Origin of the sequence: Rhizobium albus (assembly GCA_030160035.1) — a bacterium.
In the GTDB taxonomy this organism is placed as follows: Bacteria; Pseudomonadota; Alphaproteobacteria; order Rhizobiales; family Rhizobiaceae; genus Georhizobium; species Georhizobium albus.
Window position 1 is genome coordinate 343,623 of the sequence record BSNO01000003.1, and the last position, 22,334, is coordinate 365,956.

Here is a 22,334-nt window from a genome sequence, read left to right on the forward strand (position 1 = left end):
GCAAACAGTTCCAGCAAAGCTCGCCCACCACTTTTGCGCGTGTGCGGGGGTACACGAATTGAGGCGGTGCTACGGGGGGGGTAGGGAGCCTCAACAACGAGAAGCGTCGCGCTCTGCACGAACGCGCCGTCTCGTAGGCCTCAGAAAGGCGAATTTCGTTGAAGTCAGTTCGCCGCGAGCCGCGGGCTCAGAACTGGACGCCGCGTGTCAGTGCCCCATCGATAACCAGATTGGTTCCGGTGATGAAGCTCGCGGCGGGGCTGGCGAGGAACACGGTGCCGTTCGCGATTTCCTGCGCCGTCGCCATCCGACCTGTCGGGTTCAGGCCGAGCGCGGTCTTGAACAACTCGGGATTGCCGGTCTCGATCTGCTGCCAGATACCGCCTTCGAAATAGGTGTTGCCAGGCGATACCGAATTGGCACGGATCATCTTGCCGGCAAGCTGATAGGCGAGCCCCTGCGTATAATGGATGATCGCCGCTTTCATCGTGCCATAGGGGCCGGCGGCAAAGTCGATCTCGCGGCCCGAGACACTGGAAATCGTGACGATGGATGCCTTGCCGCTCTGCTCGAGATACGGCATTGCCGCATCGACAAGATTGACTGTGCCGAGCATGTCCGTCTCGAACGACTTGCGCCAGCTTTCCTCATCCGGCCCGATAGAGAGCGCGCTCACATTGGCGATGACGATATCGATGCCGCCGAACTCTGAGGCGACGGAGGCGACGAAATCCCGCAGCGCGGGGCCGTCGGACACATCGACAGCCGATCCGGTCGCGCGAACGCCCTTGGCCTTCAACGCCTGAACCGTCGGATCGATGTCGCCGGCACTGCGCGCGCAGATTGCGACATCGGCACCTTCGGCTGCCAGTGTTTCGGCGATTGCCCTGCCAATGCCCTTGGTGCCGCCGGTGACGATGGCGCGCAGTCCCTTCAAGCCCAGATCCATGATGATCTCCCTCTGAAAATGTTCTGATTTTGATGGTTCGGTTACAGCATCAAGAGCGCCGACGCGAGGCGCGGGCTCTGGTGCGGACGGCACAGCATTGGGCCGATGGCAGATGCAAGTTGCACCCGCGATCCGGGTAATGTCCGCGAAATCGCTCTTGGAAGCAAGTGTCGCCTGGCGCGCATTTTCGTTGCAAATCTTACCCAAGGGTTGCTTGACAAGATCACGATGTTGCGAGAAGCTGAATATTAGGCGCAGAGCAAGGATGCTCAATTTCGCGCCAAATCTTTCGTATCATGACGATGGCGACGCCGCCCGCAGCACCAGTGCTGGCGGGCTATTTTGTTTTTGGGAATGCGAATGACGGTTCCGACATATCCGATTGGCATACTTGTCTCGACGACGGGTACCTATGGCACCGTCGGACGCTCCATGCTGAACGGGGCGTTGCTCGCCTGCGCCGAAGTGAACGCCGATGGCGCCATACGGCTCGAGCCTGTGCACCGCGATCCGGCCGGGCAGCCGGCAGCCTATGCGGATGCGGCCCAGACGATGATCGACGATGGGGTGCGCCATATCGTTGGCTGCTACACCTCGTCGAGCCGCAAGGAGGTCATTCCGCTCGTCGAGAAGCACGATGCGCTGCTGTGGTATCCGACCCATTACGAAGGCTTCGAGAGCTCGACCAACGTCGTCTACACCGGTGCCGCACCCAATCACCATATGTCGCCGCTGGTGGACTACCTGATCGACAATCACGGCGCCCGGGCGTTCTGCGTCGGTTCGAACTACATTTGGGCCTGGGAAAGCAACCGCATCCTGCGCGACTGCATCCACGCCAAGGGCGGCGTCACCATTGCGGAGCGTTACCTGGCCGTCGGCGAATGCGATGTCGACCAGGTGATCGACATGATCTTCGACAGCGAACCGGACTTCGTGTTCAACACGCTGATCGGCGGCTCGGCCTACGCCTTTTTCGAGAAATTCCGCCGCGCCTGCGTCGAGCGCGGCATCGACCAGGTCGCCCGCTACCCGGTCGCAAGCTGCAATCTCTCCGAACCCGACCTGTCTGAGATCGCCGTTGATTGCCGTGACGGCCATCTGAGCTCCAGCGTCTATTTCGCCACGCTTGAAAGCGCGGAAAACAGGCGCTTCGTCGAAAATTATCGCGCTCGGTTCCCGCAAGGGCCGGCGATCTCTGCTGAAGGCGAGGCGGCTTACATCGCAACCCATTTGCTCGCCAAGGCACTTGCGATTGCCGGATCGGAGGCGTGTGGCGACGTCTACGCCGCCGTGGCAGGTCTCGCCATGCAGGCGCCACAGGGCCGGGTCGCGATTGACCGCGAGACCCATCACGCCTTCCTCACGCCGCGCCTCGGCCGGTCGCGAGCCGACGGCGCCTTCGACATCGTTGCGGAAGCGCGCGCGGCCGTGCGGCCTGACCCCTACATGGTGCGCGCGTCGCAGCCCCTGCAGCAAGCTCCCGCCGTTTCACCTCAAGAACGATCCGCAAGGCCCAACCAAAGGCCCAATCTGAGGCCGCATTTGAGGATTGTGCCATGACCGCCCCCCGCTTCGTGCAGAATTTCAGTCAATGCCGGGCGACCATCGTATCGCGCGATGCCCGCGCACTCGACATGCTCGAACGCACTTTGATGAAGCTCGGCCTGTCGGTCTCCTATGCGGTGCTGGACGGCGACAAGGCCAGTCTGGGCGCAGAGACGCTTGAAGCAGGGCGGGACATTCTCTTCGTCGACGGCGATCTCGACAGCCCGCTCGACATTCCCGTCACCACGGTCGGAGAAAACCCGATCGTGCCGGTGGTTGGCCTCATCGGCGTCGAGGCGCCCAGCCGCCTGCGGCAGCTCGTGCAGATGGGCGCCAGTGCCTATCTCCGCAAGCCCGTCCATGGCGCGACGGTCTATTCCGCACTGGTGCTCGGCGTGAACGCGTTCAACCGCAAGCAGACACTCGAACAGTGCCTGGAAACGCATGAAACGCGGCGGCGCCAGCGCCGCTCCGTCATCAAGGCGGTCATCGAAATCATGCGGTCCGACAATGTGGACGACGACGAAGCCTACGCAAGGCTTCGCCGGATGAGCATGCGCAACCGCGTGAGCGTGGAAGACTTCAGCGAACACTTCGTCCAGATGCGGGCGATGGTGAACCCGCGCGATTCAAGCCCCGACAGAAGGCGCGAGATCGCGACGTAAAACCCCAAGAGGAGACTGTAAATGAATGGAAGAATGAAAAACGTCGCATTCGCGGCGGCGGGTTCGCTCGCCTTGATTTCAGGGCATTTGCCCACCGCGGCGCTGGCCCAGGAAGGCGAGCCGATCAAGGTCGGCGTGCTCGAGGATCAGTCGGGCGATTTTGCCGCCGCGACGATGGTCAAGGTGCACGCGATCGAACTTGCCGCCGAAGAGATCAACGAGGCCGGCGGCATTGCCGGCCGCCCGATCGAACTGGTCATCTACGACACGCAGTCCGACAACACGCGTTACCAGGAATTCATGCGCCGCGTGCTGCAGCGCGACCAGGTGGATGTGGTCTTCGCCGGCTTCTCGTCCGCTTCGCGCGAGGCCTACCGGCCGATCGTCAACCAGTTCGACGGCTTCGCCTTCTACAACAACCAGTATGAGGGCGGTGTCTGCGACGCGAACATGGTGGTCACAGGCGCAGTGCCCGAGCAGCAGTTCTCGACGCTCATTCCGTGGATGATGGAAGAGTTCGGCCCGAACGTCTACACGATCGCCGCCGACTACAATTTCGGTCAGATCTCGGCCGAATGGGTCCGCAACATCGTCGCCGAGAACGGCGGCACCATGGCAGGCGAAGAGTTCATTCCGCTCGGCGTCTCGCAGTTCTCGCAGACCATCCAGAACATCCAGGCGGCTCAGCCGGACTTCGTCGTGACGCTACTCGTTGGCACCGCGCAGGCCTCCTATTACGAACAGGCTGCTTCGGCCAATCTCGGCCTGCCTATGGCATCGTCGGTCAACGTGGGCCAGGGCTATGAGCACAAGCGCTTCACGCCGCCGTCGCTCGCCAACATGTTCGTGACGACGAACTACATCGAAGAAGTCGACACGCCCGCAAGCGCGGACTTCCTCGAGCGCTTCCGCGCCAAGTTCCCGGATGAGCCCTACATCAACCAGGAAGCGGCCAACTCCTACATCGCGCTCAATCTCTACAAGCAGATGGTGGAACGCGCCGAAGGCTCGACCGATCGCGAAGAATTGCGCTCCGTGATCGCTGAAGGCGATGTCTGCTTCGACGGTCCGTCCGGCAATGTCTGCATCGACCCGAAGAGCCAGCACATGTCCCACACGATCTATCTGGCCAAGGTAGAGGAGGACCACTCCATCTCCTTCCCGACCGTGTGGGAAGACATCAAGCCATACTGGCTTGGCGATGCCGGTTGTGACCTGACGGTCAGCGACCCGAGCGAGCAGTACACGCCGTCGAGCCCTCCGACTGCCGCGAACTGATCGCTTGAAAAGCGGCCCGGCATCCCATCGCCGGGCCGTGACCTGCCTCCAGGCCGTTTGGGACGTGTCAGTTCATGGAATTTCTCACTTCAATCTTTGCCGCCTTCTACCAGTTCGGCGACGCCTTCGCCTTTCTGGTGCTGTCGGCCTGCGGGCTCGCCATCATCTTCGGCATGATGGGCGTCATCAATCTCGCCCATGGCGAATTCATCATGTGCGGCGCCTATGTGACCGTGATGGCGACACGCGCAGGCATACCCTTGCCGCTTTCCATTCTTCTGGGATCGCTCGTGGCAGGCATCATCGGCATTGCGCTGGAGCGCCTGGTGATCCGCCATCTCTACGGCCGGCCGCTCGACACGATCGTGGCCACCTGGGGCGTTAGCCTGATCGCGACGCAGGGCACGCTCATCGTGCTGGGATCCACCATGCAGGGCGTCGGAACGCCGCTCGGTTCGTTCGTCGTCGGCAATTTGTCCTTCTCGACTTACCGCATCGTCCTCATTTTCGCAGCGCTGGCCGTGCTGGGCGGGCTCTACCTGCTGTTCAACAAGACGCGCTTCGGCATCCTCGCCCGCGCGACCATCCAGGTGCCGCACATGGCTGAAGGCCTCGGCGTCAACACCCGGCACGTCTATGCGCTGACCTTCGGTCTCGGCGCAGCACTCGCGGGCCTGACCGGCGGCCTCTACGCGCCGACCATGACGATGGTGCCCACCATGGGCGCGACCTTCATCGTCGAAGCCTTCGTCACGGTGGTCGTCGGTGGCGCGGATGTCTTCCTCGGCACGGCTCCGGCCGCCGTCGTCCTCGCGGTGGTGAAAGCCGGCATGACATCCTGGCAAGGCCAGCTCTTTGGACAAATCGCGCTTCTCATTGCCGTGGTCATCGTCATCCGGCTGCTGCCACGCGGCATTTCCGGCTTCATTCTCAAGGAACGTGCCTGATGACGCTCAGTGACGTGCAACCCCGGCGGCGCTCACGCCTTGCCGCCGCATTCAGCCGGCTGGAAGGTCCGCAGACGATGGGGCGAGGCCCCGGCTTCTGGGCAGGCTTCCTCATCGTGGTCGCCCTGGCATCCGCCTATCCGCTCTTTTCCGACGGGTACACCGTCGGCAACACGGTCTACTTCTTCACATGGACCTTCATGGCCATGGGGCTTAGCCTGATCTGGGGATATGGCGGCGCGCTCTCCTTCGGGCAGACCGCGTTCTTCGGTCTTGCCGGCTACACCTATGGCGTGCTGACCATCAATATCGGTGCGGAATACGGCTTCACGCTCGTTGCCCTTTTGCTTGCAATGCTGGTTGCCGGGGCGCTGGCGGCGCTCATCGGCTACTTCCTGTTCTTCGGACGCATCACAGGCGTCTTCCTCGGCATCGTGACGCTGTCGATCACGCTCGTCTTCGAGCGGTTCATGGCCCAGACGGCAGGGCCGCAATGGGCGATCGGCTCGGCCCGGCTCAACGGGTATAACGGCATGAGCGGCATGCCGCCGCTCACCATCCCATGGCCGTCCGGCGACATCGTGCTCTATCCGGACGTCACGCTCTACTACGTGGTGCTGGGTCTCGTCGTTCTCGTCTATCTCGGCCTGCGCATGCTGGTGAATTCGCGCTTCGGCAACGTGCTCGTGGCGATCCGCGAGAACCCCGAGCGGGCCGAAATGCTCGGCTACGATATCCGCAAATATCAGCTCGGCGCCTTCGTCATCGGCGCCATGCTCGCCGGCCTGTCCGGTGTGCTTTACACGGCCTGGGGGCAGTACATCACGCCCTCCAGCATGAGCATTACGGCAGCAGCACTTCCCATCGTGTGGGTTGCAGTCGGCGGTCGCTCCGATCTGACGGCGACGCTGGTCGGCACGCTTGTGGTGCTCGGCGGCTTCCAGGCGCTGACCATCTACGGCAGCCAATATGCGCTGATCGTGATGGGTGCGCTGCTGGTCGTGACCGTGCTCGTCGCGCCGGAAGGCATCATCGCCGCCATCGCCAAGCTGCCGGCGCGACTGAGGGCGCGGTCGCAAAAAGGGGAGGCGGTCTGATGGCGCTTCTGCAGACCAGCGGTCTCAACAAGCATTTCGGCGGGCTGCACGTCACCAACGACGTGAACTTCGATCTGCAGCCGGGCGAGATCCATTGTCTGATCGGCCCGAACGGGGCAGGCAAGTCGACGCTTTTCCGCCTGATCCTCGGCGAGCATCTGCCCTCCAGCGGAACGATCCACTACGATGGCACCGACATCACGACGGCCAAGCCGTTCCAGCGCATCCGCAAGGGCATCAGCGTCAAGTTCCAGGTGCCCGGCATCTTCAAGGCGCTCAAGGTGCGCCAGAATCTGGAAATCGCCCTTCAGCACCATCTCGAAGGCCATTCGCTCGGTGAGGAAATCGATCGTCTTCTCGAGTTCCTGAACCTGACCGACGCTGCCGATCAGCTTGCCGGGAATCTCAGCCACGGCCAGAAGCAGTGGCTCGAGATCGGCATGGCGATCAGCCTCAAGCCGAAACTTCTGCTGCTCGACGAACCGACCGCCGGCATGACGCCGGACGAGACTTTCGCGACCGGCGAGATGGTGCAGAGGTTGAACGCCGATGGTGTGACGGTTCTGGCCGTAGAACACGACATGGCGTTCGTACGGCAGATCGCGCAGCGCGTCACGGTCCTGCATTTCGGCCGTATCTTCGCCCAGGGCACGATTGACGACATCGTTGCCGATGAGCGCGTCGCGGCGATCTATCTCGGCGAGGGCCACCATGACTGACATTCTTCTGAAGACCGACAGCCTCTGGGCCGGATATGGCGGCAAGCCCGTGCTGCAGGGTGTCGATCTTGCGATAGGCAAAGGCGAGATCGTCGCCGTCATCGGCCGCAACGGCGTCGGCAAGTCGACGCTGATGAAGAGCCTGATCGGCTTGCTGCCGAGCTTCAAGGGCGGCATCACCTTTGGGGATACGGATATCCGGAAGCTGCCGGCGCACAAGCGTGCGCGCCTCGGCATCGGCTACGTGCCGCAGGGCCGCGATGTCTTCCCGCGCATGACGGTGGAGGAAAACCTGAAGGTCGGCGCGTCGATCGCGCCGGGCGCGAAGGTGGACCCGGCGATCTACGACGAGATCTACCAGTATTTCCCGATCCTGGCCGAACGTCGCACCCAGCGCGCGGGAACGCTTTCCGGTGGCCAGCAGCAGCAATTGGCGATCGGTCGGGTGCTTGTCGGGCGCCCGTCGCTGATCCTGCTCGACGAGCCGTCGGAAGGCATCCAGCCATCCATCGTGCAGGACATTGCCCGCATCGCCGTCGAACTCAATCGGTCGACTGGCGTCGCCATCGCCTTCGTCGAACAGAACATCGACATGATCCGAGCAATGGCGCAGCGCTGCTACGTCATGGACAAGGGCCGCATCACGGCCGAACTGACGCCCCAGATGCTGGATAGCCGCGAAACGGTGCGGCGCTATCTGGCGGTGTGAACGAATTGAACGAGAAAAGCAGTCTGAAGGAGGACGCCAATGAGCTGGTTTGACGAGTCCATCATGGCACGGAAGGCCGTCGCCAAGGGGAAGCCCGGCGAGCACCACACCATCACCGAGGCGGAGCAGGGCATCTATCACTATGTCTACGGCGCTTTCGTCGAGCCGAAGCTGCACGTCCAGCCAGGCGCCGTCATCTCGGCTGAAACGCATGATGCGTTCGAGGGCAAGATCAAGCATGAGACCGACAAGCCGTCCGAGATTCTGAACTTTCCCTATCTCAACCCCCAGAACGGGCCGATCTACGTCGAGGGTGCCGAAAAGGGCGACACGCTCGCCGTCTACATCAAGGAGATCAAGCCGCGGGGCGAGCAGCCGTCGGGCACCACCGTGCTGCTGCCGGAATTCGGCGGTCTCGTTTCGACCGGCGACACCGCCATGCTCAACCCGCCCTTGCCGGAGCGCGTGAAGAAGCTCCACGTCGATGCGGAGAAGGGCGTGAAGTGGAACGACCGTATCACGCTGCCCTACGAGCCGTTCATCGGAACCATCGGCACATCGCCCGAAATCGAGGCGATTTCCTCGCTCGTCCCGGACTACTACGGCGGCAACATGGATCTGCCGGATGTCGCACCCGGCGCGGTCGTTTATCTGCCGGTCAACACCAAGGGCGCCTATCTCTATCTCGGTGACTGCCATGCGGCTCAGGGCGACGGCGAGCTGTGCGGCGTCGCGGTCGAGCACCCGACCGTGACGACGATCCAGGTGGACCTGATCAAAGGCTGGACGATCAAGACCCCGCGTCTTGAGAACGAGCAGTTCTACATGACCATCGGTTCGTCGCGCCCGCTCGAGGACGCGGCGCGCCAGGCCTACCGTGAACTCACCCGTTGGCTCGCAGCCGATTTCGGCTTCGAGGAACTCGATGCCTACATGCTGCTGACCCAGTGCGGCCGCATGCGCCTCGGCAACATGGTGGACCCCAAATACACGATGGGTGCCTCGATCCTCAAATCGATCGCCGGCCCTTATCAGGGCTAGGCAAACCCAGAATAGATGACGGCCGGACCCGATACAGATCAGGCCCGGCCGCTTGATATGCGCGTGCCGAGAGCGATTACATGCCTGGCATGATCACGGCGTCGATCACGTGAATGACGCCATTGTCGGCTGCGATGTCTGCCTGGGTGATGTTGGCTTCATTGACTTTCGCGCCGCCCTCGAGCGTGAAGGTCACATCGCTGCCTTCGACGGTCGCAGCGGTCATGCCTTCCGTCAGGTCTGACGAGGCGACTGCGCCCGGGACCACGTGATAGGTCAGGATCGACACCAGCTGGTCGCGGTTTTCCTCGAGCAGCAGGTTTTCGACCGTGCCTTCGGGCAGGGCCGCGAAGGCTTCGTCCGTCGGTGCAAACACGGTGAACGGACCTTCGCCCTTCAGGGTATCGACCAGTCCGGCTGCTTCGACTGCGGCGATCAGCGTCGTGAACGTGCCGGCTTCTGCGGCGGTGTCGACGATGTCGGCGGCCAAGGTCGACGTCGTCATCGTGATGGCGGTTGCACCGGCAATGAGCAGGGTCTTCAGCATAGCGAGGTCCTCGTCTGTGGTTGGGAGCGACCTTCATGGTCGTCTCTGGCCACCGTTACGAGCCTTTGAACGGGCTGGTTTGGGCCGATACCGCGATCCGCCATCACGTCTGTGTCAGCCATTTTTGATCCGGATTGCCAAAAAAATGTCATGCAGTTGCAGAGCGGGCAGTGAACTTTGGAGGATCCTGTCGGTTATGCCGATCAACTCTGTTATGAGCCCAAGTCGATCCGAACCGGTTCAGGTGCCGTCATGAGCGTCGCATTCGTCAAGGAAGAAAGTGCCGAGGCTGCATCGGAAACCGTGCTGCCCGCCCGGCCGATCTCGGACCGCATCAATCTTGTGACCGAAGAGGGTCTGAAGATGCTGCAGAACGCTTATGCGGAAGCGCAGCAGGCTCTCGATGCGGCCAACGCGCTCGACGACATCAATGAGCGCCGAAGGCAGACGGCGGTGCCTGCGCGCGATCTGCGGTATTTCTCCGAACGCCTGAGAACCGCGCAGCTGACACCACCACCGGCGAACGCTGATGTGGTGGCCTTCGGTCACACCGTGACCTTCGAGCGCGACGATGGTCGCACGCAAAGCTACCGCATCGTGGGCGAGGATGAGGCCGATCCCGCGAAAGGCACAATCTCGCATGGTTCGCCGGTTGCGTTGGCATTGTTCGGCAAAAGCGTCGGCGACGTTGCGCAACTGGGCAAGGATGAGCTCGAGATCATCGCGATCGCCTAGCCGAGAGGGTTCCCGCTCCCATTGATGGCCGCGCGTGCCGCCCAATATAGGCGGGATGACCGATCTCCCGCGCGAAAACGTTCAATCTTATCCTCGTCCTCCGGCGCTCCAGCCTGTGCCCCAGCGGATCCTGATCCGTCTCGGCGGCGCAGTCGTTGCGGATACGAACCGGGCAATGCGCGTGCTGGAAACGCATCACGCGCCCACCTATTATATTCCGCCCGACGACGTGACGGCGACGCTGCGCCCAGCTGCCGGTCAAAGCTTCTGCGAGTGGAAGGGGTCTGCCCGGTATTTCGACGTCATCGCCGGCGACAAGATCGCCTTGAAGGCCGCATGGGCCTATGATCGTCCGACGGACCGCTTCAAAGCCATCGCCGGCTTTGCCGCTTTCTATGCCGGTCTCATGGATGAAGCCTGGGTCGGATCGGAACGCGTCGTGCCGCAGCCCGGCAATTTCTATGGTGGCTGGGTCACGTCCAACCTGGATGGTCGGATCAAAGGCGCGCCCGGCACAACGCATTGGTAGGTATTCGTTCGGCGGTACAACCAGAATTTACAGATTTGCCGTCTTGAAAACCAAAAGTTGACAAACGGCGATCTACCGTCTATCTTCCGGACATCGATATTTGCTTGCCGAGCTTTGGTTATCGCGCGATTGGCACCGCGTTCTCAACGGATCTCCCTTTCAAAAATCGTTCTCCTCCGCAGCGCATCTGCGTTGCGGTATCGCAATACGCTATGAAAGGGTTCATCATGACCACTGGCACAGTAAAATGGTTCAATTCCACCAAGGGCTTCGGCTTCATTCAGCCTGACGATGGCGGCGCCGATGCGTTCGTCCACATTTCGGCTGTCGAGCGCGCTGGCATGCGCGAAATCGTCGAAGGCCAGAAGCTGGCTTACGATCTGGAGCGCGACAAGAAGTCGGGTAAGATGTCGGCTTGCAACCTGCAGGCTGCTTAATTCGGGGTCCGCGTTCCTTTGACCACGGATGTACTGGCATTGTTGAAAGCATGACACCGACGAGGTCAGGCAATTTGCCTGGCCTTTTTTTGTGCCGCTGATTGACCGCCACACGGGAATTCGACGATCATGACACAGATCTTCTCCAAGTCTCGCCAACAGGCCGAGATCGCCTTTGACAAGGCGCGTTCGCATTCGCTTGGTAAGACTCGCGTCGTGGAAGAGCTCGACACCGCCGTTGAGGCGCGCGAGCAGAAAACGGCACGACTGAAGAAGGCCCGCTTGGAAAAAGAGATGCAGGATCTCGCTGCGAAGGCGAGTGAAACTCCCAAGAAGAGCGGCAAAAAGGCCTGACAGGCCGACAACGACACATTCGACGGAACAAAGATTTTGAAGAACAGCAGAAGCAATGATCTCGCAGACCGCCGCGAGGCTGCCAACAAGGCAAAGGCGGCCCTTCTCGAAGCACACCGCGCCATAAAGGCTGCAGCTGAGCCGAACCTGAAGGAAAAGCAGGCTGAGCGGCTTGCGATCGCCGCCGCGCGCGAAGAGCGTAAGGCTGAGCGCGAGCGCCTGAAGCGGGAAGAAAAGGAACGCATCGAAGCCGAAGCGGCCGCCCGTCAGGCAGAAGCCGAGGCACTGGCCAATGCAGAGGCCGAAGCCCGCGAGAAGGCCGAGAAAGATCGCATCGCGCGCGTGTTCGAAGACGAGGCTGCACGGAAGGCCGAGCGCGACCGGCGCTATGCCAACCGCAAGGCGCGCCAGCGCTAGACGGACTTTCCATCCAGTTTTCGAAACACCTCGAGGCCAGCAGTTGGCCTCGAGGTGTTTTTTTATGTGCGGATATCACCGCAAGCTGTGTGCATACAGCGATCAAAATCCGACGCCGCGCAATGCCTCCCCTTGCAAACCATCTTCAGGCCATCCACATAACATCCAGAAGGATGTTAACCATGCCCAAGCGCGCTAGCACTGCCAATGAAAAGTCCGGTGAGATGGAGAAGATCACCGTCAATCTGGGCTATGTCGACCTGGGGCGGATCGATCTGCTCGTGCGGGAAGGGTTCTATTCCAACCGCGCCGATTTCATCCGCACCGCGATCCGCAATCAGATCGAGGTGCATCACAGCACCGTGGCGCAGACGATCGAGCGGCACACGCTGGAACTGGGGCTGCGCGTCTTCGACAAGGCCGCGCTCGAAGCGGCGAGGGCCGAAGGGGAACGGCTCCATATCAAGGTTATCGGCCTGGTTCGCATTGCCGATGACGTCACCCCGGATCTCGCCTTGGCGACGATCGGATCGATAACGGTGCTGGGTGCTCTTCAAGCCAGTGCCAAGCTCAAGGCCGCCTTGGCGGACCGTATCCGGTAGGCGCGCGTCGCCACCGTGGAAAAAAGGCCAGCACCATGAACGAGATTTTCGCCGCGGCCATGCGCCAGGCAACGGAGCACACGCGGGCGGCCAATCTGACCGAAGCGACCCGCATCATCCAGGCGGCGCTTGCCGGCCGCTCGAGCAGTCCGACCAGTGGCGAGACCAAAGCCGAGATCGTCCCCGCCGCCACCCAAAGCGCACGTACACGATTCAAGGCCGATCCGAACGCCGAAATCATCGAACCTGAAGCGGTATCGACGCCCAAGCCTGCGCAGCCGGCCGCCGCAGCTCCTTTTTCGGCAGCACCGAGCGCTGCAAGCGCGCCGCGGATGAGAATGCCTCTTGCCGATACGCTGCGCGTGTTGCGCGACGGGAAAGCGGGCTTGGGTTCTCCCGACCTCTCCAGCGCATTCGCACCGCTCGGAGGTCAGGCAAGGGTCTCGGTGCAAATTCCGGCTGGTGCGGCTTTCGAAACGCGGTCGTTTTCATGCAGGGCTGGCACGCGGACCTACAAACTCTACCGTCCCGCTTCGCTGTCCGGTGCGCCGAACGGGCTGATCGTGATGCTGCATGGCTGCAAGCAAGATCCCGATGATTTTGCCATTGGCACCGGCATGAACGCTTTGGCGGAAGAGGAAGGCCTGATCGTGGTCTATCCCGGCCAGACATCCAGCCATAACGCCTCGTCCTGCTGGAACTGGTTCCGCCCGGGCGACCAGATGCGAGACCGGGGCGAGCCTGCCATCCTCGCAGGCCTGACGCAGGAGATCGCCAAGGAATTCGGGGTGGGTCGCGATCGCACCTTCATCGCCGGTCTTTCCGCCGGAGGCGCAATGGCTGCCATCATGGGTGAGACTTATCCCGATGTCTTTGCGGCTATCGGCGTTCATTCCGGCCTCGCCCATGGTTCGGCCAACGATGTCGTTTCAGCCTTTGCCGCGATGCACGGTGATGCCGGCCGAGCGCCGACGGTCTCCAGGAACTCCGCCCCGACCGCACAATTCGTTCGCACCATCGTCTTTCAGGGGCGGTCAGATCACACGGTTCATGTGTCCAATGCGGAGCGCATCATGGCCATGGCGACATCGCGAATGGAAAGCCAAGACGCTCAGTCTTCCCATGGTAGCTCCAGCGACGGTCGAAGCTTCGAGCGCAAGGTGGTGAGGGACGGGGCGGGGCGGATCGTTGCGGAATACTGGATGATTGATGGCGCCGGGCATGCGTGGTCCGGTGGCGATGCAAGGGGTTCTTACGCCGATCCGAAGGGGCCTGATGCGTCGCGCGAAATGGTCCGGTTCTTCCTGCATGCGTCTCGCTGACCGGCGACGCTTTCTCCGCGTCCCTCAGCCTCGGAAATTGCCTGTAAACGCGTGTTATAGCCCTTACAGATCGACCATGCGCCTTGATTGAAACGCAATAGAGGCGCATGGTGAGGTTTCGCAGATTTGGCCACTTTGGCTTCCGCAGTGCCGACCTCATTGGGCTGCCGATTTCCTCCGAATTTTCGACAGCTTGAAGCGCGCCCCTCCGTCCGACGTCGCCATATGCGCCGTTGCTACGGAAGCCTTGCGAAACGTCGGTGCATTCTTATCGGCGAATGACAGGTACGGCGCGAAAACTTGGCAGCAAACGCGTGCCAATGCGGAGAAACGGTTTCATGACAACGCGCACCAGCCAGACCGTCTTCCGCTTCGAGGCGCCTTTCAGGCTGCCCGGTTTCGATGCCGTCCAGCCAGCCGGCCAGTACCGTGTCGACTATGACGAGGAACTGCTCGAAGCGGGCTCCAGGCTTGCATGGCGCCGTGTCGGCGCATTCATTCATCTCCCTGCTATCGGGATAAATGGGGCCACACAACAAATGGTCCCGGTCGATCCGGCCGCCCTCGAAGCAATGCAACACAAGGATCAGCAACCATGACAACTCCATCGATCGGGCGGCCACAGGCCCGTCAGGTGCAAAGACAGGTCGCGGCGCATCGCTTCGTGATCGGGCAAGTCGTTCAGATCAAGAGCGGCCTTGCGCGCTCGCAGACGCCCGCCACCACCTATCACGTCACCGCCACGCTTCCGCCCCGTGGAAATTCCCTGCAGTACCGCATTCGCAACGACGAAGAGCGCCATGAACGTGTTGTGACGCAGGACGATATCGAAGCGGCGGCCGACCAGCAGAACACATCAACGCTCAGTGAAAGGACCTTCGGACATGGCTAAGGGACAGATGAAGAGCAACAAGGAAATCAGGAAGCCGAAGAAAGACAAATCGGCTGCTCCGAAGACCGAAAGCACGTTCGGCAGCCAGATGAAGACGGCTTCCGGCGCTGGTGCGACCGCCAAGAAGTCGAAAGGCTAGATCGCCAACATTTTTCCGCCGACGCCAAGCCCGCTGCTGATGCCGCGGGTCGTCGTCGTGCGAGGTCAGGAATGGCGATGAGGCTTTGCTCCAGAACGAGCAGATACCGCACTGCAGTGGCTTTCCGGCCATGACTGCAGCTCGCATGCCCGCACGCATTGCATTGCATTGCCTACGAGATGATCGTGCGCAGGACGTTATAAGGAGACGATGAAATGCCCAGAGCGCCGAACTACAATCACGAACGTCAGGAACGCGACCGCGCGAAGGCGAACAAGAAGGCGGAGAAGCTCGCTGCAAAGGCAGCCGCCAAGACGCGGGATGGGGATGGAACCGCAACCGGATCAGACGAGCAATCCGAGGACTAGAGCGGTTCCAGGTGAAGCGGACACCGCTGCACTGCTCTTGAACGAACACAGCTTGTCAAAAACTGAGAACGATGAAGCGCTGCGGTATAGACCGCAACTTCAGCTCGAAGCGGGCATCGTCTTAGGATCGACGAAAACGCCTGCTTCGCGGGCCGCGGCGACAAATGCTCGACGCGCGCCCATCGGAGGTTTGCCGGCGTTCACCACATCGGAGCAGGCCTGGATGGCGGCACGATGCTTCTCGGTGCGCTTGCCCGGCCATTGGTTGAGCAGAAATTCGGAGGTATCGCGGGCGGTTTTGAGCGTGAGCAAAGTGCCCGCCGCATCCACCTTGACGATGATGGGGGTGTCGAATTGATCTTTTTGCATGCCCGCTCTTACGGCAGTCCGAACCAATAAGCGAGGAAATAGGGCGTTCGTGTTGTGCGACACCACGCGGCCAGGCTTTCAAGCGATCATGATTGCGGAACGATTGTCAGGATCCGCGCAGAAACACCGACAAAGCCCCGCACCTCACATCTGCAGTAATGCCGGCCATCACGAAATCGTGGCTGCGCTTGCCTTCGCCGTGATTGCTCCGAGCGGCGTGAAAAACTACCTTTGCCGACAACGCCCAAGCGCTTCCTGGCTCACGGAGCCCAACGATCCGAGAAGGAAGACCTTCGATGACGCTGTATCCCATCACCCGTCGTACTCTCGTTCTTGCCGGCGCTGCCGCTGGTGCAATGGCCATGCCCGGGTTGCCCGGTTTGACAGTCCCGGCACGCGCGCAAGGTCTTGCGCCGACGCAGACGATGCGCGGCGGCGCCAACAATTACTTGCCCGGCGCTCCGATCGTCGAGCGCATTGGCGGCGGCGGCTTCTGGATGACGGGCACCGTGCGCCGGGCCGGCGATGGTGCGCCTCTGGAAGGCATCCGCATCCAGATCTGGGCCCACACGACAGAGGGCCGCGAGAACGATCCGCATAGCCATGGCGCCACACTGACGGCCGCCGACGGGACGTTCCGGCTGGAAATGCCGCAGATCGTGCCCGTTTTCGGCCAGCCCCACGGCCATCTGGCCTATGACGACGAGGCGTTCGAGACGGTCTTCCTGCGACCCGTGATGGCAAGCGCCAGCGATACGAGCCTCAGCGCGGATTTCGTTCTTCAGCCGGCTTGATCCGCGTGCGTTCAGTGCGTGCCGTTTCGATCTGGCTTGGCGTTGCGCTTGCCGTGACCGTCCCGATCGCCGTTGCGGCAGCGAGCCCGCTGCTTCAATGGCGCGATCCGATCTATATCGCAGCCTGCTTTGCCGGGATTATCGCGCTGGCTCTGGTGTTTGCGCAGCCCTTGCTTGCGGGCGGCTATCTTCCGGAAGTGTCGATCCGCAAGGGCAGGCGGGTCCATTCCTTCGTTGGGGTGCTGCTCGTGACAGCGGTTCTCGTTCATCTGGTCGGGCTTTGGATCACCAGCCCACCGGATGTGGTCGATGCGCTTCTCTTTCGCTCGCCGACGCCGTTTTCTGTCTGGGGCGTCCTCGCCATGTGGGCAGTTTTCGCGGCCGCCATTCTGGCCGCTTTGCGCCTCCGCCTGCGGCTCTCGCCCAGGATCTGGCGGTTGGGGCACACGGGCCTTGCCGTGGTCACCGTGATTGGCAGTGTCGTCCACGCCCTGTTGATCGAAGGCACCATGGGCACGGGCTCTAAAGTGCTCCTGTGCGCCCTCGCGCTGGCCGCCACGCTGAAAGTGGTTCTCGATCTCAGGTCATGGACCTTGCTCACCCGCGCAAGGCGGTGATCAGAACACCGCGTGGTCGCCGCGCTCGACCGAAACTTTACCGGCGATGATTCGCCCATAGAAATCGAACAATGTTTCGGACCCGGTCGATGGGGTCTTGGCCGCGTCGTAGCGCCCGCTCTCGGGATCCAGCACGAGCATCGATTCCGTCGCGTAGTAGCGACCGATGCGGGCAAGCTCCGCCTTGTCGGCGAGCGACGGCACGATGCGCCCGGACACGCTCAAAGTCTTGATGATCGCATCGAGCAGCGCCACCGGCACGTGGCTGAATTTCGGTTCCTTGCCGAGCAGCATGAAGAGATGCTCGCCCTGTTGCCTTGGCGTGATGGCTTCGCCCGGCCCGCCGATCGGCAGCACGCGATTATGCAGGTTTTCGTCGTCGAGGCACTGCGCAAGGTAGGCGCCGAGATCGCCGTCGCTGATCGGCTTGCAGGCAGTCAGTTTGCCATCGCCGAAGAGGAGGAACGGCTTGCCCTTCTTCAGCCGATCGATCTGGCCGGAGAGCGACTTGAAGAACGCGGTCGGGCGGGCGATCGAATAGGTCATGCCGGATTGCATAAGCAAAGTTTCGAAGGCGAGCTTCGCCTGCTGGAACGCGAGCAGCGGCTTCTGCACGCAGATGGCCGATAGAAGCACGAAATGCGAGACGCCGGATGTCTGCGCGGCGGCAAGCGCGTCAACGTTCGCCGTGTGGTCGATCGCCCATGCGTCCCTAGGAACCCCGGTTCGCGAAGCCAGGCAGGAGACGACGGCGTCGAACCGCTCTCCGGCGAATCCGTCCTGCTCGATGGACCGGGGGTCGGTGATGTCGCCGTAGCGCAGGCTCGCACCACGCAAGGCCGTCAGCGTCTTTATCGGCTGCAGCAGGTTAGGGTTGTGGGCAGGGCGTCGAAGGAAGCAGACGACGTCGTGGCCGGCAGCAACCAGTGCCGGCACGGTGGCCCGGCCGATGGTGCCGGTGGCACCCAGCACCATGACGCGCTTCGGTTTGGGGGAAATGGGTGCCGAGGGCGGAATTGCGTTGGTCATCGTCACCCGAGCGCCAAGAACGACATCGATCCTAGCTGCTGCCGAAGACGAGCTCAATTCCGCTCAGGGCAGGAAAGGCCCGCACGCGACGGGCCTCTCCAGCGCTTGTCTGATTAGCGTTCGCCGTCCATTTCGGCCAGCTTTCGCACCCGGCGGCGAAAGTCTTCGTCAGTCGAGAATTCGGCTTCGAGATACGACGTGACGAGATCCTTGGCGAGCCAGGCGCCGACGATCTGGGCACCGATGCACATGACGTTGACGTCGTCGTGTTCCACAGACTGGTGCGCCGAATGGATGTCGTGGCAGACGGCTGCGCGGATGCCCTTCACCTTGTTCGCCGCAATCGAGGCGCCGACCCCGGTGCCGCAGACCATCAGGCCCCGGTCGGCCGTTCCGTCGATGATGGAGGAGGTGACGGTCTTGGCAATATCGGGAAAATCGACCGGCTCCGGATCGTAGGAGCCGGCGTCGTGAACCTCATGCCCGAGCGACTTGATGTGTTCGATGATGGTTGCCTTGAGCGGGAAGCCGGCGTGGTCGGAACCGATGACGATGCGCATTGTGGGGAAGATCTCCGGAAGTTACTGAGCGATCATGCGGGGCAGCCACAGCGTGAAATCCTTGGCAAAGGTCAGGATTGCAAGCGTGGTCAGCAGCGGAATGTAGAAGGGCAGAAGAGCCTTGAGCAGCTGTCGAATCGACACCTTCGCGATGTCGGCGACGAGGAAGAGCGACAGGCCCATCGGCGGTGTGAGAAGCCCGAGCATCAGGTTGAAGATCGTGACGATGCCAAGCTGCACGGGGTCGACGCCGGCCATGACGAGCGGCGGCGCGATGATGGGAACGAGAAGCAGCGTCGCCGTCGTTGAATCGAGGAACATGCCGGCGATGAAGAAGATCAGGTTCGCGATGATCAGCAGCATGATCGGGTCGCTCGAGAGCGTCAGCAGCGCTGCCGCAAAGGTCTGCGGGATCTGCTCGACGGCGAGAATCCAGCCGAAGAGCGCTGCAGCAGCCACGATGATCAGGATCGCCGAAGAACTGCGCGCCGTCAGGATGGCCGACGTCCAGAGGTGCTGGAGCGTCAGTTCGCGATAGAGAAGCGCGCTGATCAGGATGACGTAGACGGCCGTCATCGCAGCCGCTTCGGTGGGCGTGAAGGCGCCGTAGGTCATGCCGGCGATCATCAGCGCCGGCGCAGCGATTGCGGGCAGTGCCGGCAGGAAGCTCATGATCGCCTCGCCGGCGGTTGGCCAGCGCTCCGCACGCGGGTGTTTGTGGCGCGTCGCGACGATGAACACGGTCAGCATCAGGAGGAAGGTGCAGAGGATTGCCGGCATGATGCCCGCGACGAGCAGTTGCACGATCGAAACGCTCGTCACTGAGCCGTAGACGATGAGCGGGATCGAGGGCGGGAAGATCGGGCCGAGTGTTGCCGAGGCGCCGGTGACCGCTCCGGCGAATGCGGGATCGAAGCCGCGCTTCTTCATGGCATCGATCTCGATGCGGCCAAGCCCGCCGATGTCGGCAAGTGCAGCGCCCGACATGCCCGAAAACACAAGGCTGCCGAAGACGTTGACCTGCGCGAGCCCGCCCGGGATGCGGCCGACGAGCGTATAGGCGAAGCGGAAGATGCGGTCGGTGATGCCCGACAAATTCATCAGATTGCCGACGAAGATGAAGAGCGGCACGGCCACCAGCGGGAATGAATCCAGCGCATAGGTGACGCGCTGTGCCAGGAGACCAAGCGGCAGACCCTCGATCAGAACGTAGGCGATCGATGGCAGCAGGATGGCATAGACCACCGGGAAGCCCATCATGAAGAGCGCCAGGAAGGCGATGACGACGATGAAACCCATGATGATCAGACCGCGATGTTGGTGTCAGCCTGCGGCGGCTTGCGCAGGTGCAAAAGGTGGACGATGGCGGCTCCGGCGAAGCCGAAGAGCGCTGCCCCAAGGAATATCCAGAACGGGATGCCGAGCGTCGGCGTCGCGTTGGTGAGGTTGCGCGAGATGTTCGTCGCCGTCACGTAGCCCATGAACCCGGTCGCGCCGATGGCGCAAAGCGAGATGAAGAGATTGAGCATCCGCCGCGCACGATCCGGAAGTGCTGCCTTGAACTCGCCCATGACGATGTTCTCGCCATGCTCCACGACCAGTGGATAGGCACAGAAAATCAGGCAGATCAGCAGGAAGCGCGTGAATTCCTCCGCACCGATGAACGGCAGGACGAAGACGCCGCGCATGATCACCTGTGCCGTGGGCACCAGGACGAGGCCGGCCATGATGATCACCACGAAGGTGGTGAGGATACGTTCGGGAAGACGCATGGGTCGTGCTCCATCGGATGCCTGGCGACGGGTAGCCGCCAGGCATTTTCGGGGACCTTCAGATATCAGCCGATTATTCGACAGCCTGGATCTGCTCGATGAGCGGCGTGAAGTTCGGGAAGTCCTGCGCGATCTGGGCGCTGACGCCCTCACGGAACGCGTCGAGGTCGAGGCCATCGGCTTCCGTGAGAATGGTCATGCCGCGACCCTTCAGTTCCTCGACGAGCTCGGCTTCGCCTTCGGTCGCCATCTGCAATGACTTTTCGGCTTCCTCATCGAGCACCGTGGTGATGGCGGTGCGCTGCTCTTCCGTGAGGCCCTGCCAGACTTCCTCGTTGACGAAGACGGCCAGCACGGCGCGCATGTGGCCGGTCATCGAGACATGCGACTGCACCTCGTTGAGGTTGTTCGACGCGATCATGGTCAGCGGGTTTTCCTGGCCGACGACGACGCCGGTCATCAGAGCGGTCGGCAGTTCGGCAACTTCCACCGGCGTCGGAATGGCGCCGAAGCCTTTGACCATCGACACCCAGAGCTCGAGCGGCACGGCGCGGAACGGCTTGCCGGACAGGTCTTCGGGCGTCTTCACTTCGAAGTTGGACGAAATGTGCCGGTCACCACGATAGATGCGGCCGATGATGCGCACGCCCTGGGCAACGAGCTGCTCGTTGATGGCCTGCAGAGCAGGCGAGGTTTCCGGGTCGGTCGCGGCAAGCGCATGGGCGCCGTCGCGGTAGATGAAGGGCGCGTTGAACACGGCCACTTCGGGAACGAGGCGCGCGAGCGATGCAAAATCGTGGTGCCCCATGGAGATGGACCCCATGCGCACGCCGTCGACCATTTCGGCGACGCCACCGAGCTGGCTCGCCGGATAAACCGAGACGGTCACGTCACCGTTGGTGGCAGCATCGATGCCCTCGGCTGCCTGGGCCGCGAAGATCGTCTGGATGTCGCCTTCGGCGCCCACATGCGCATAGCGCAGTTCGGCAGCAGAAGCGGCGCCGGTCAAGGTCAGCGCAAAGGCTGCGCCGGTTAGAAGGTTGATGATGGACTTGTGTAGCATGGTGAAAATCCTCCCATTTGTTCATGCCAGTTGAGTAGTTGCTTAGGTCTGCGGCCTCCTTGTGAAGGCCGAGATGAGGCTCCGGCGACGGAATTCGTCGCCGATCGAGAAATGGTCCCTGAGCTTGCGGTCGGCCGCATCCGCATCCCTGTCGACGATGGACAGAAATACTTCCCGATGCGCCTCGACCAGATAGTCGACGATGCCCGGCTCCGAAATCGTCACCTCACGCCGCTGCACGTGGCTGCGCCGAAGCAGCTCACCAATCGCGCCGTAAAGTGTGGTCAACGCCTCGCTGTGGCTCGCTTCGACGATCGCGTGGTGGAACGCGAAATCGGCTGCGGCACCCTCGACCGGGTCGTGCAGCGTATCCATCAGCCGGGTCAGTTTGGAGCCGATGCCCTTGAGATCGGTTTCGGTCGCGCGCGAGCAGGCGAGCCGGATGGCCTGGCATTCGATCGCGACGCGGGCCTGCATGACATCGTCGAGGATGTCGGGCTGCTGGGCGAGGCTGAAGGTGAAGAAGTCCGAAAGCACCGTGATGTCGGCCTGGCGGACATAGGCGCCTTTGCCATGACGAATATCGAGAAAGCCGAGCATGGCGAGCGAGCGCAACGCTTCGCGCAGCAGCGGCCGCGAAATGCCGAGCGAAAGGGCGAGTTCACGCTCCCCCAGCAGGCGCTCGCCGGGCTTCAGCGAGCCGTCGAGCAACGCGTCGCGGAAGAAGCCGAACACCTTCTCGGCACCCGAAACGTCGCTGTTTTCGGCCAGCATGGTCGACATCGCCCGCAAGCCCCTCCCAGTGGCCTTACTGTGGTCTGACCACTGATTCCTC

General features: G+C 62.1%; 30 protein-coding genes. 21 read left to right on the plus strand and 9 right to left on the minus strand.

All coding sequences use genetic code 11. From position 1 onward, the window contains the following. Positions 1 to 187 precede the first annotated feature (187 nt). The gene (locus QQL76_RS09470) at positions 188 to 949 is read right to left on the minus strand and encodes an SDR family NAD(P)-dependent oxidoreductase (protein WP_499207411.1); all 762 of its coding nucleotides are present in this window, start codon (positions 947 to 949) and stop codon (positions 188 to 190) included. 360 nt (positions 950 to 1,309) lie between these two features. Between QQL76_RS09470 and QQL76_RS09475 the strand changes: the two genes are divergently transcribed. The 8 genes from QQL76_RS09475 to QQL76_RS09510 all read left to right on the plus strand — a co-directional run bounded on the left by QQL76_RS09475 (position 1,310) and on the right by QQL76_RS09510 (position 8,953). Beyond that, positions 1,310 to 2,512, plus strand: coding sequence for a transporter substrate-binding domain-containing protein (locus QQL76_RS09475; protein ID WP_499207412.1), 1,203 nt, complete (start codon positions 1,310 to 1,312; stop codon positions 2,510 to 2,512). Continuing rightward, entirely contained in the window at positions 2,509 to 3,162 is a 654-nt protein-coding gene (locus QQL76_RS09480) for an ANTAR domain-containing response regulator (RefSeq protein ID WP_499207413.1), read from the plus strand. Before QQL76_RS09475 ends, QQL76_RS09480 begins: the two co-directional genes overlap by 4 nt. Before the next feature lie 33 nt (positions 3,163 to 3,195). Then, positions 3,196 to 4,440 carry an urea ABC transporter substrate-binding protein gene (locus QQL76_RS09485; RefSeq protein WP_425364938.1) on the plus strand — a complete coding sequence of 415 codons (1,245 nt, stop codon included), beginning with the start codon at positions 3,196 to 3,198 and terminating at the stop codon, positions 4,438 to 4,440. 74 nt (positions 4,441 to 4,514) lie between these two features. Then, positions 4,515 to 5,387 (plus strand): ABC transporter permease, encoded by an 873-nt coding sequence (locus tag QQL76_RS09490; protein ID WP_499207414.1) that lies wholly within the window; start codon positions 4,515 to 4,517, stop codon positions 5,385 to 5,387. After that, positions 5,387 to 6,484 (plus strand): ABC transporter permease, encoded by a 1,098-nt coding sequence (locus QQL76_RS09495; protein ID WP_499207415.1) that lies wholly within the window; start codon positions 5,387 to 5,389, stop codon positions 6,482 to 6,484. Before QQL76_RS09490 ends, QQL76_RS09495 begins: the two co-directional genes overlap by 1 nt. Continuing rightward, positions 6,484 to 7,203, plus strand: coding sequence for an ABC transporter ATP-binding protein (locus QQL76_RS09500; RefSeq protein WP_126011496.1), 720 nt, complete (start codon positions 6,484 to 6,486; stop codon positions 7,201 to 7,203). The genes QQL76_RS09495 and QQL76_RS09500 overlap by 1 nt, the downstream gene beginning before the upstream one ends. Beyond that, positions 7,196 to 7,912: an ABC transporter ATP-binding protein gene (locus QQL76_RS09505; protein ID WP_499207416.1), complete on the plus strand. Its 717-nt coding sequence runs from the start codon at positions 7,196 to 7,198 to the stop codon at positions 7,910 to 7,912. Before QQL76_RS09500 ends, QQL76_RS09505 begins: the two co-directional genes overlap by 8 nt. A 39-nt stretch (positions 7,913 to 7,951) precedes the next feature. Beyond that, a complete protein-coding gene (locus tag QQL76_RS09510; RefSeq protein WP_499207417.1) occupies positions 7,952 to 8,953 on the plus strand; it encodes an acetamidase/formamidase family protein in 1,002 nt (333 codons plus the stop codon). A gap of 76 nt (positions 8,954 to 9,029) precedes the next feature. Here QQL76_RS09510 and QQL76_RS09515 read toward each other — a convergent pair whose 3' ends face one another. Beyond that, complete coding sequence (locus tag QQL76_RS09515) at positions 9,030 to 9,500, minus strand: fasciclin domain-containing protein (protein WP_404862660.1); 471 nt, start codon at positions 9,498 to 9,500, stop codon at positions 9,030 to 9,032. Positions 9,501 to 9,752: 252 nt separating this feature from the next. On the opposite strand from QQL76_RS09515, the gene greA reads away from it, so the two are divergent. From greA to QQL76_RS09570, 11 genes are all read left to right on the plus strand, one after another. Further along, a complete protein-coding gene (gene greA / locus QQL76_RS09520) occupies positions 9,753 to 10,235 on the plus strand; it encodes a transcription elongation factor GreA (RefSeq protein WP_499207418.1) in 483 nt (160 codons plus the stop codon). 55 nt (positions 10,236 to 10,290) lie between these two features. Then, on the plus strand, positions 10,291 to 10,764 hold the full coding sequence (locus QQL76_RS09525; RefSeq protein ID WP_499208344.1) for a DUF427 domain-containing protein: 474 nt from the start codon (positions 10,291 to 10,293) through the stop codon (positions 10,762 to 10,764). Positions 10,765 to 10,991: 227 nt separating this feature from the next. Beyond that, positions 10,992 to 11,201: a cold-shock protein gene (locus QQL76_RS09530; RefSeq protein WP_499207419.1), complete on the plus strand. Its 210-nt coding sequence runs from the start codon at positions 10,992 to 10,994 to the stop codon at positions 11,199 to 11,201. 129 nt (positions 11,202 to 11,330) lie between these two features. Next, positions 11,331 to 11,555, plus strand: coding sequence for a hypothetical protein (locus tag QQL76_RS09535; protein ID WP_499207420.1), 225 nt, complete (start codon positions 11,331 to 11,333; stop codon positions 11,553 to 11,555). A gap of 36 nt (positions 11,556 to 11,591) precedes the next feature. After that, positions 11,592 to 11,972, plus strand: a complete 381-nt coding sequence (locus QQL76_RS09540) for a DUF6481 family protein (protein ID WP_499207421.1) — start codon at positions 11,592 to 11,594, stop codon at positions 11,970 to 11,972. Between the two features lie 224 nt (positions 11,973 to 12,196). Beyond that, on the plus strand, positions 12,197 to 12,574 hold the full coding sequence (locus QQL76_RS09545; protein ID WP_499207422.1) for a CopG family transcriptional regulator: 378 nt from the start codon (positions 12,197 to 12,199) through the stop codon (positions 12,572 to 12,574). 35 nt (positions 12,575 to 12,609) lie between these two features. Continuing rightward, the gene (locus tag QQL76_RS09550; protein WP_499207423.1) at positions 12,610 to 13,896 is read left to right on the plus strand and encodes a CE1 family esterase; all 1,287 of its coding nucleotides are present in this window, start codon (positions 12,610 to 12,612) and stop codon (positions 13,894 to 13,896) included. A 338-nt stretch (positions 13,897 to 14,234) separates the two neighbouring features. Then, complete coding sequence (locus QQL76_RS09555; protein WP_499207424.1) at positions 14,235 to 14,495, plus strand: hypothetical protein; 261 nt, start codon at positions 14,235 to 14,237, stop codon at positions 14,493 to 14,495. Then, complete coding sequence (locus tag QQL76_RS09560) at positions 14,492 to 14,788, plus strand: hypothetical protein (protein ID WP_499207425.1); 297 nt, start codon at positions 14,492 to 14,494, stop codon at positions 14,786 to 14,788. Before QQL76_RS09555 ends, QQL76_RS09560 begins: the two co-directional genes overlap by 4 nt. Then, the gene (locus QQL76_RS09565; protein ID WP_404862651.1) at positions 14,781 to 14,927 is read left to right on the plus strand and encodes a hypothetical protein; all 147 of its coding nucleotides are present in this window, start codon (positions 14,781 to 14,783) and stop codon (positions 14,925 to 14,927) included. Before QQL76_RS09560 ends, QQL76_RS09565 begins: the two co-directional genes overlap by 8 nt. 215 nt (positions 14,928 to 15,142) lie before the next feature. Beyond that, entirely contained in the window at positions 15,143 to 15,295 is a 153-nt protein-coding gene (locus QQL76_RS09570; RefSeq protein WP_164527950.1) for a hypothetical protein, read from the plus strand. Positions 15,296 to 15,394: 99 nt separating this feature from the next. Here the strand turns inward: QQL76_RS09570 and QQL76_RS09575 are convergent, their stop codons facing one another. Next, complete coding sequence (locus QQL76_RS09575; RefSeq protein ID WP_499207426.1) at positions 15,395 to 15,730, minus strand: DUF982 domain-containing protein; 336 nt, start codon at positions 15,728 to 15,730, stop codon at positions 15,395 to 15,397. A gap of 230 nt (positions 15,731 to 15,960) precedes the next feature. On the opposite strand from QQL76_RS09575, the gene QQL76_RS09580 reads away from it, so the two are divergent. Next, positions 15,961 to 16,458, plus strand: coding sequence for a peptidase associated/transthyretin-like domain-containing protein (locus QQL76_RS09580; RefSeq protein WP_499207427.1), 498 nt, complete (start codon positions 15,961 to 15,963; stop codon positions 16,456 to 16,458). Positions 16,459 to 16,463: 5 nt separating this feature from the next. Then, on the plus strand, positions 16,464 to 17,075 hold the full coding sequence (locus tag QQL76_RS09585; protein ID WP_499207428.1) for a ferric reductase-like transmembrane domain-containing protein: 612 nt from the start codon (positions 16,464 to 16,466) through the stop codon (positions 17,073 to 17,075). On the opposite strand, the gene QQL76_RS09590 is transcribed toward QQL76_RS09585, so the two are convergent. The 6 genes from QQL76_RS09590 to QQL76_RS09615 all read right to left on the minus strand — a co-directional run bounded on the left by QQL76_RS09590 (position 17,076) and on the right by QQL76_RS09615 (position 22,282). After that, positions 17,076 to 18,047, minus strand: a complete 972-nt coding sequence (locus tag QQL76_RS09590; protein ID WP_499208345.1) for an NAD(P)H-binding protein — start codon at positions 18,045 to 18,047, stop codon at positions 17,076 to 17,078. A gap of 170 nt (positions 18,048 to 18,217) precedes the next feature. Then, the gene (rpiB, locus tag QQL76_RS09595) at positions 18,218 to 18,664 is read right to left on the minus strand and encodes a ribose 5-phosphate isomerase B (protein ID WP_404862647.1); all 447 of its coding nucleotides are present in this window, start codon (positions 18,662 to 18,664) and stop codon (positions 18,218 to 18,220) included. Between the two features lie 21 nt (positions 18,665 to 18,685). Next, positions 18,686 to 19,963: a TRAP transporter large permease gene (locus QQL76_RS09600; RefSeq protein WP_499207429.1), complete on the minus strand. Its 1,278-nt coding sequence runs from the start codon at positions 19,961 to 19,963 to the stop codon at positions 18,686 to 18,688. 5 nt (positions 19,964 to 19,968) lie between these two features. Further along, positions 19,969 to 20,436: a TRAP transporter small permease gene (locus tag QQL76_RS09605; RefSeq protein ID WP_126011458.1), complete on the minus strand. Its 468-nt coding sequence runs from the start codon at positions 20,434 to 20,436 to the stop codon at positions 19,969 to 19,971. Positions 20,437 to 20,509: 73 nt separating this feature from the next. Then, positions 20,510 to 21,499: a TRAP transporter substrate-binding protein gene (locus tag QQL76_RS09610; protein ID WP_499207430.1), complete on the minus strand. Its 990-nt coding sequence runs from the start codon at positions 21,497 to 21,499 to the stop codon at positions 20,510 to 20,512. Positions 21,500 to 21,541: 42 nt separating this feature from the next. Further along, complete coding sequence (locus QQL76_RS09615) at positions 21,542 to 22,282, minus strand: FadR/GntR family transcriptional regulator (RefSeq protein ID WP_499207431.1); 741 nt, start codon at positions 22,280 to 22,282, stop codon at positions 21,542 to 21,544. Positions 22,283 to 22,334: the final 52 nt, after the last annotated feature.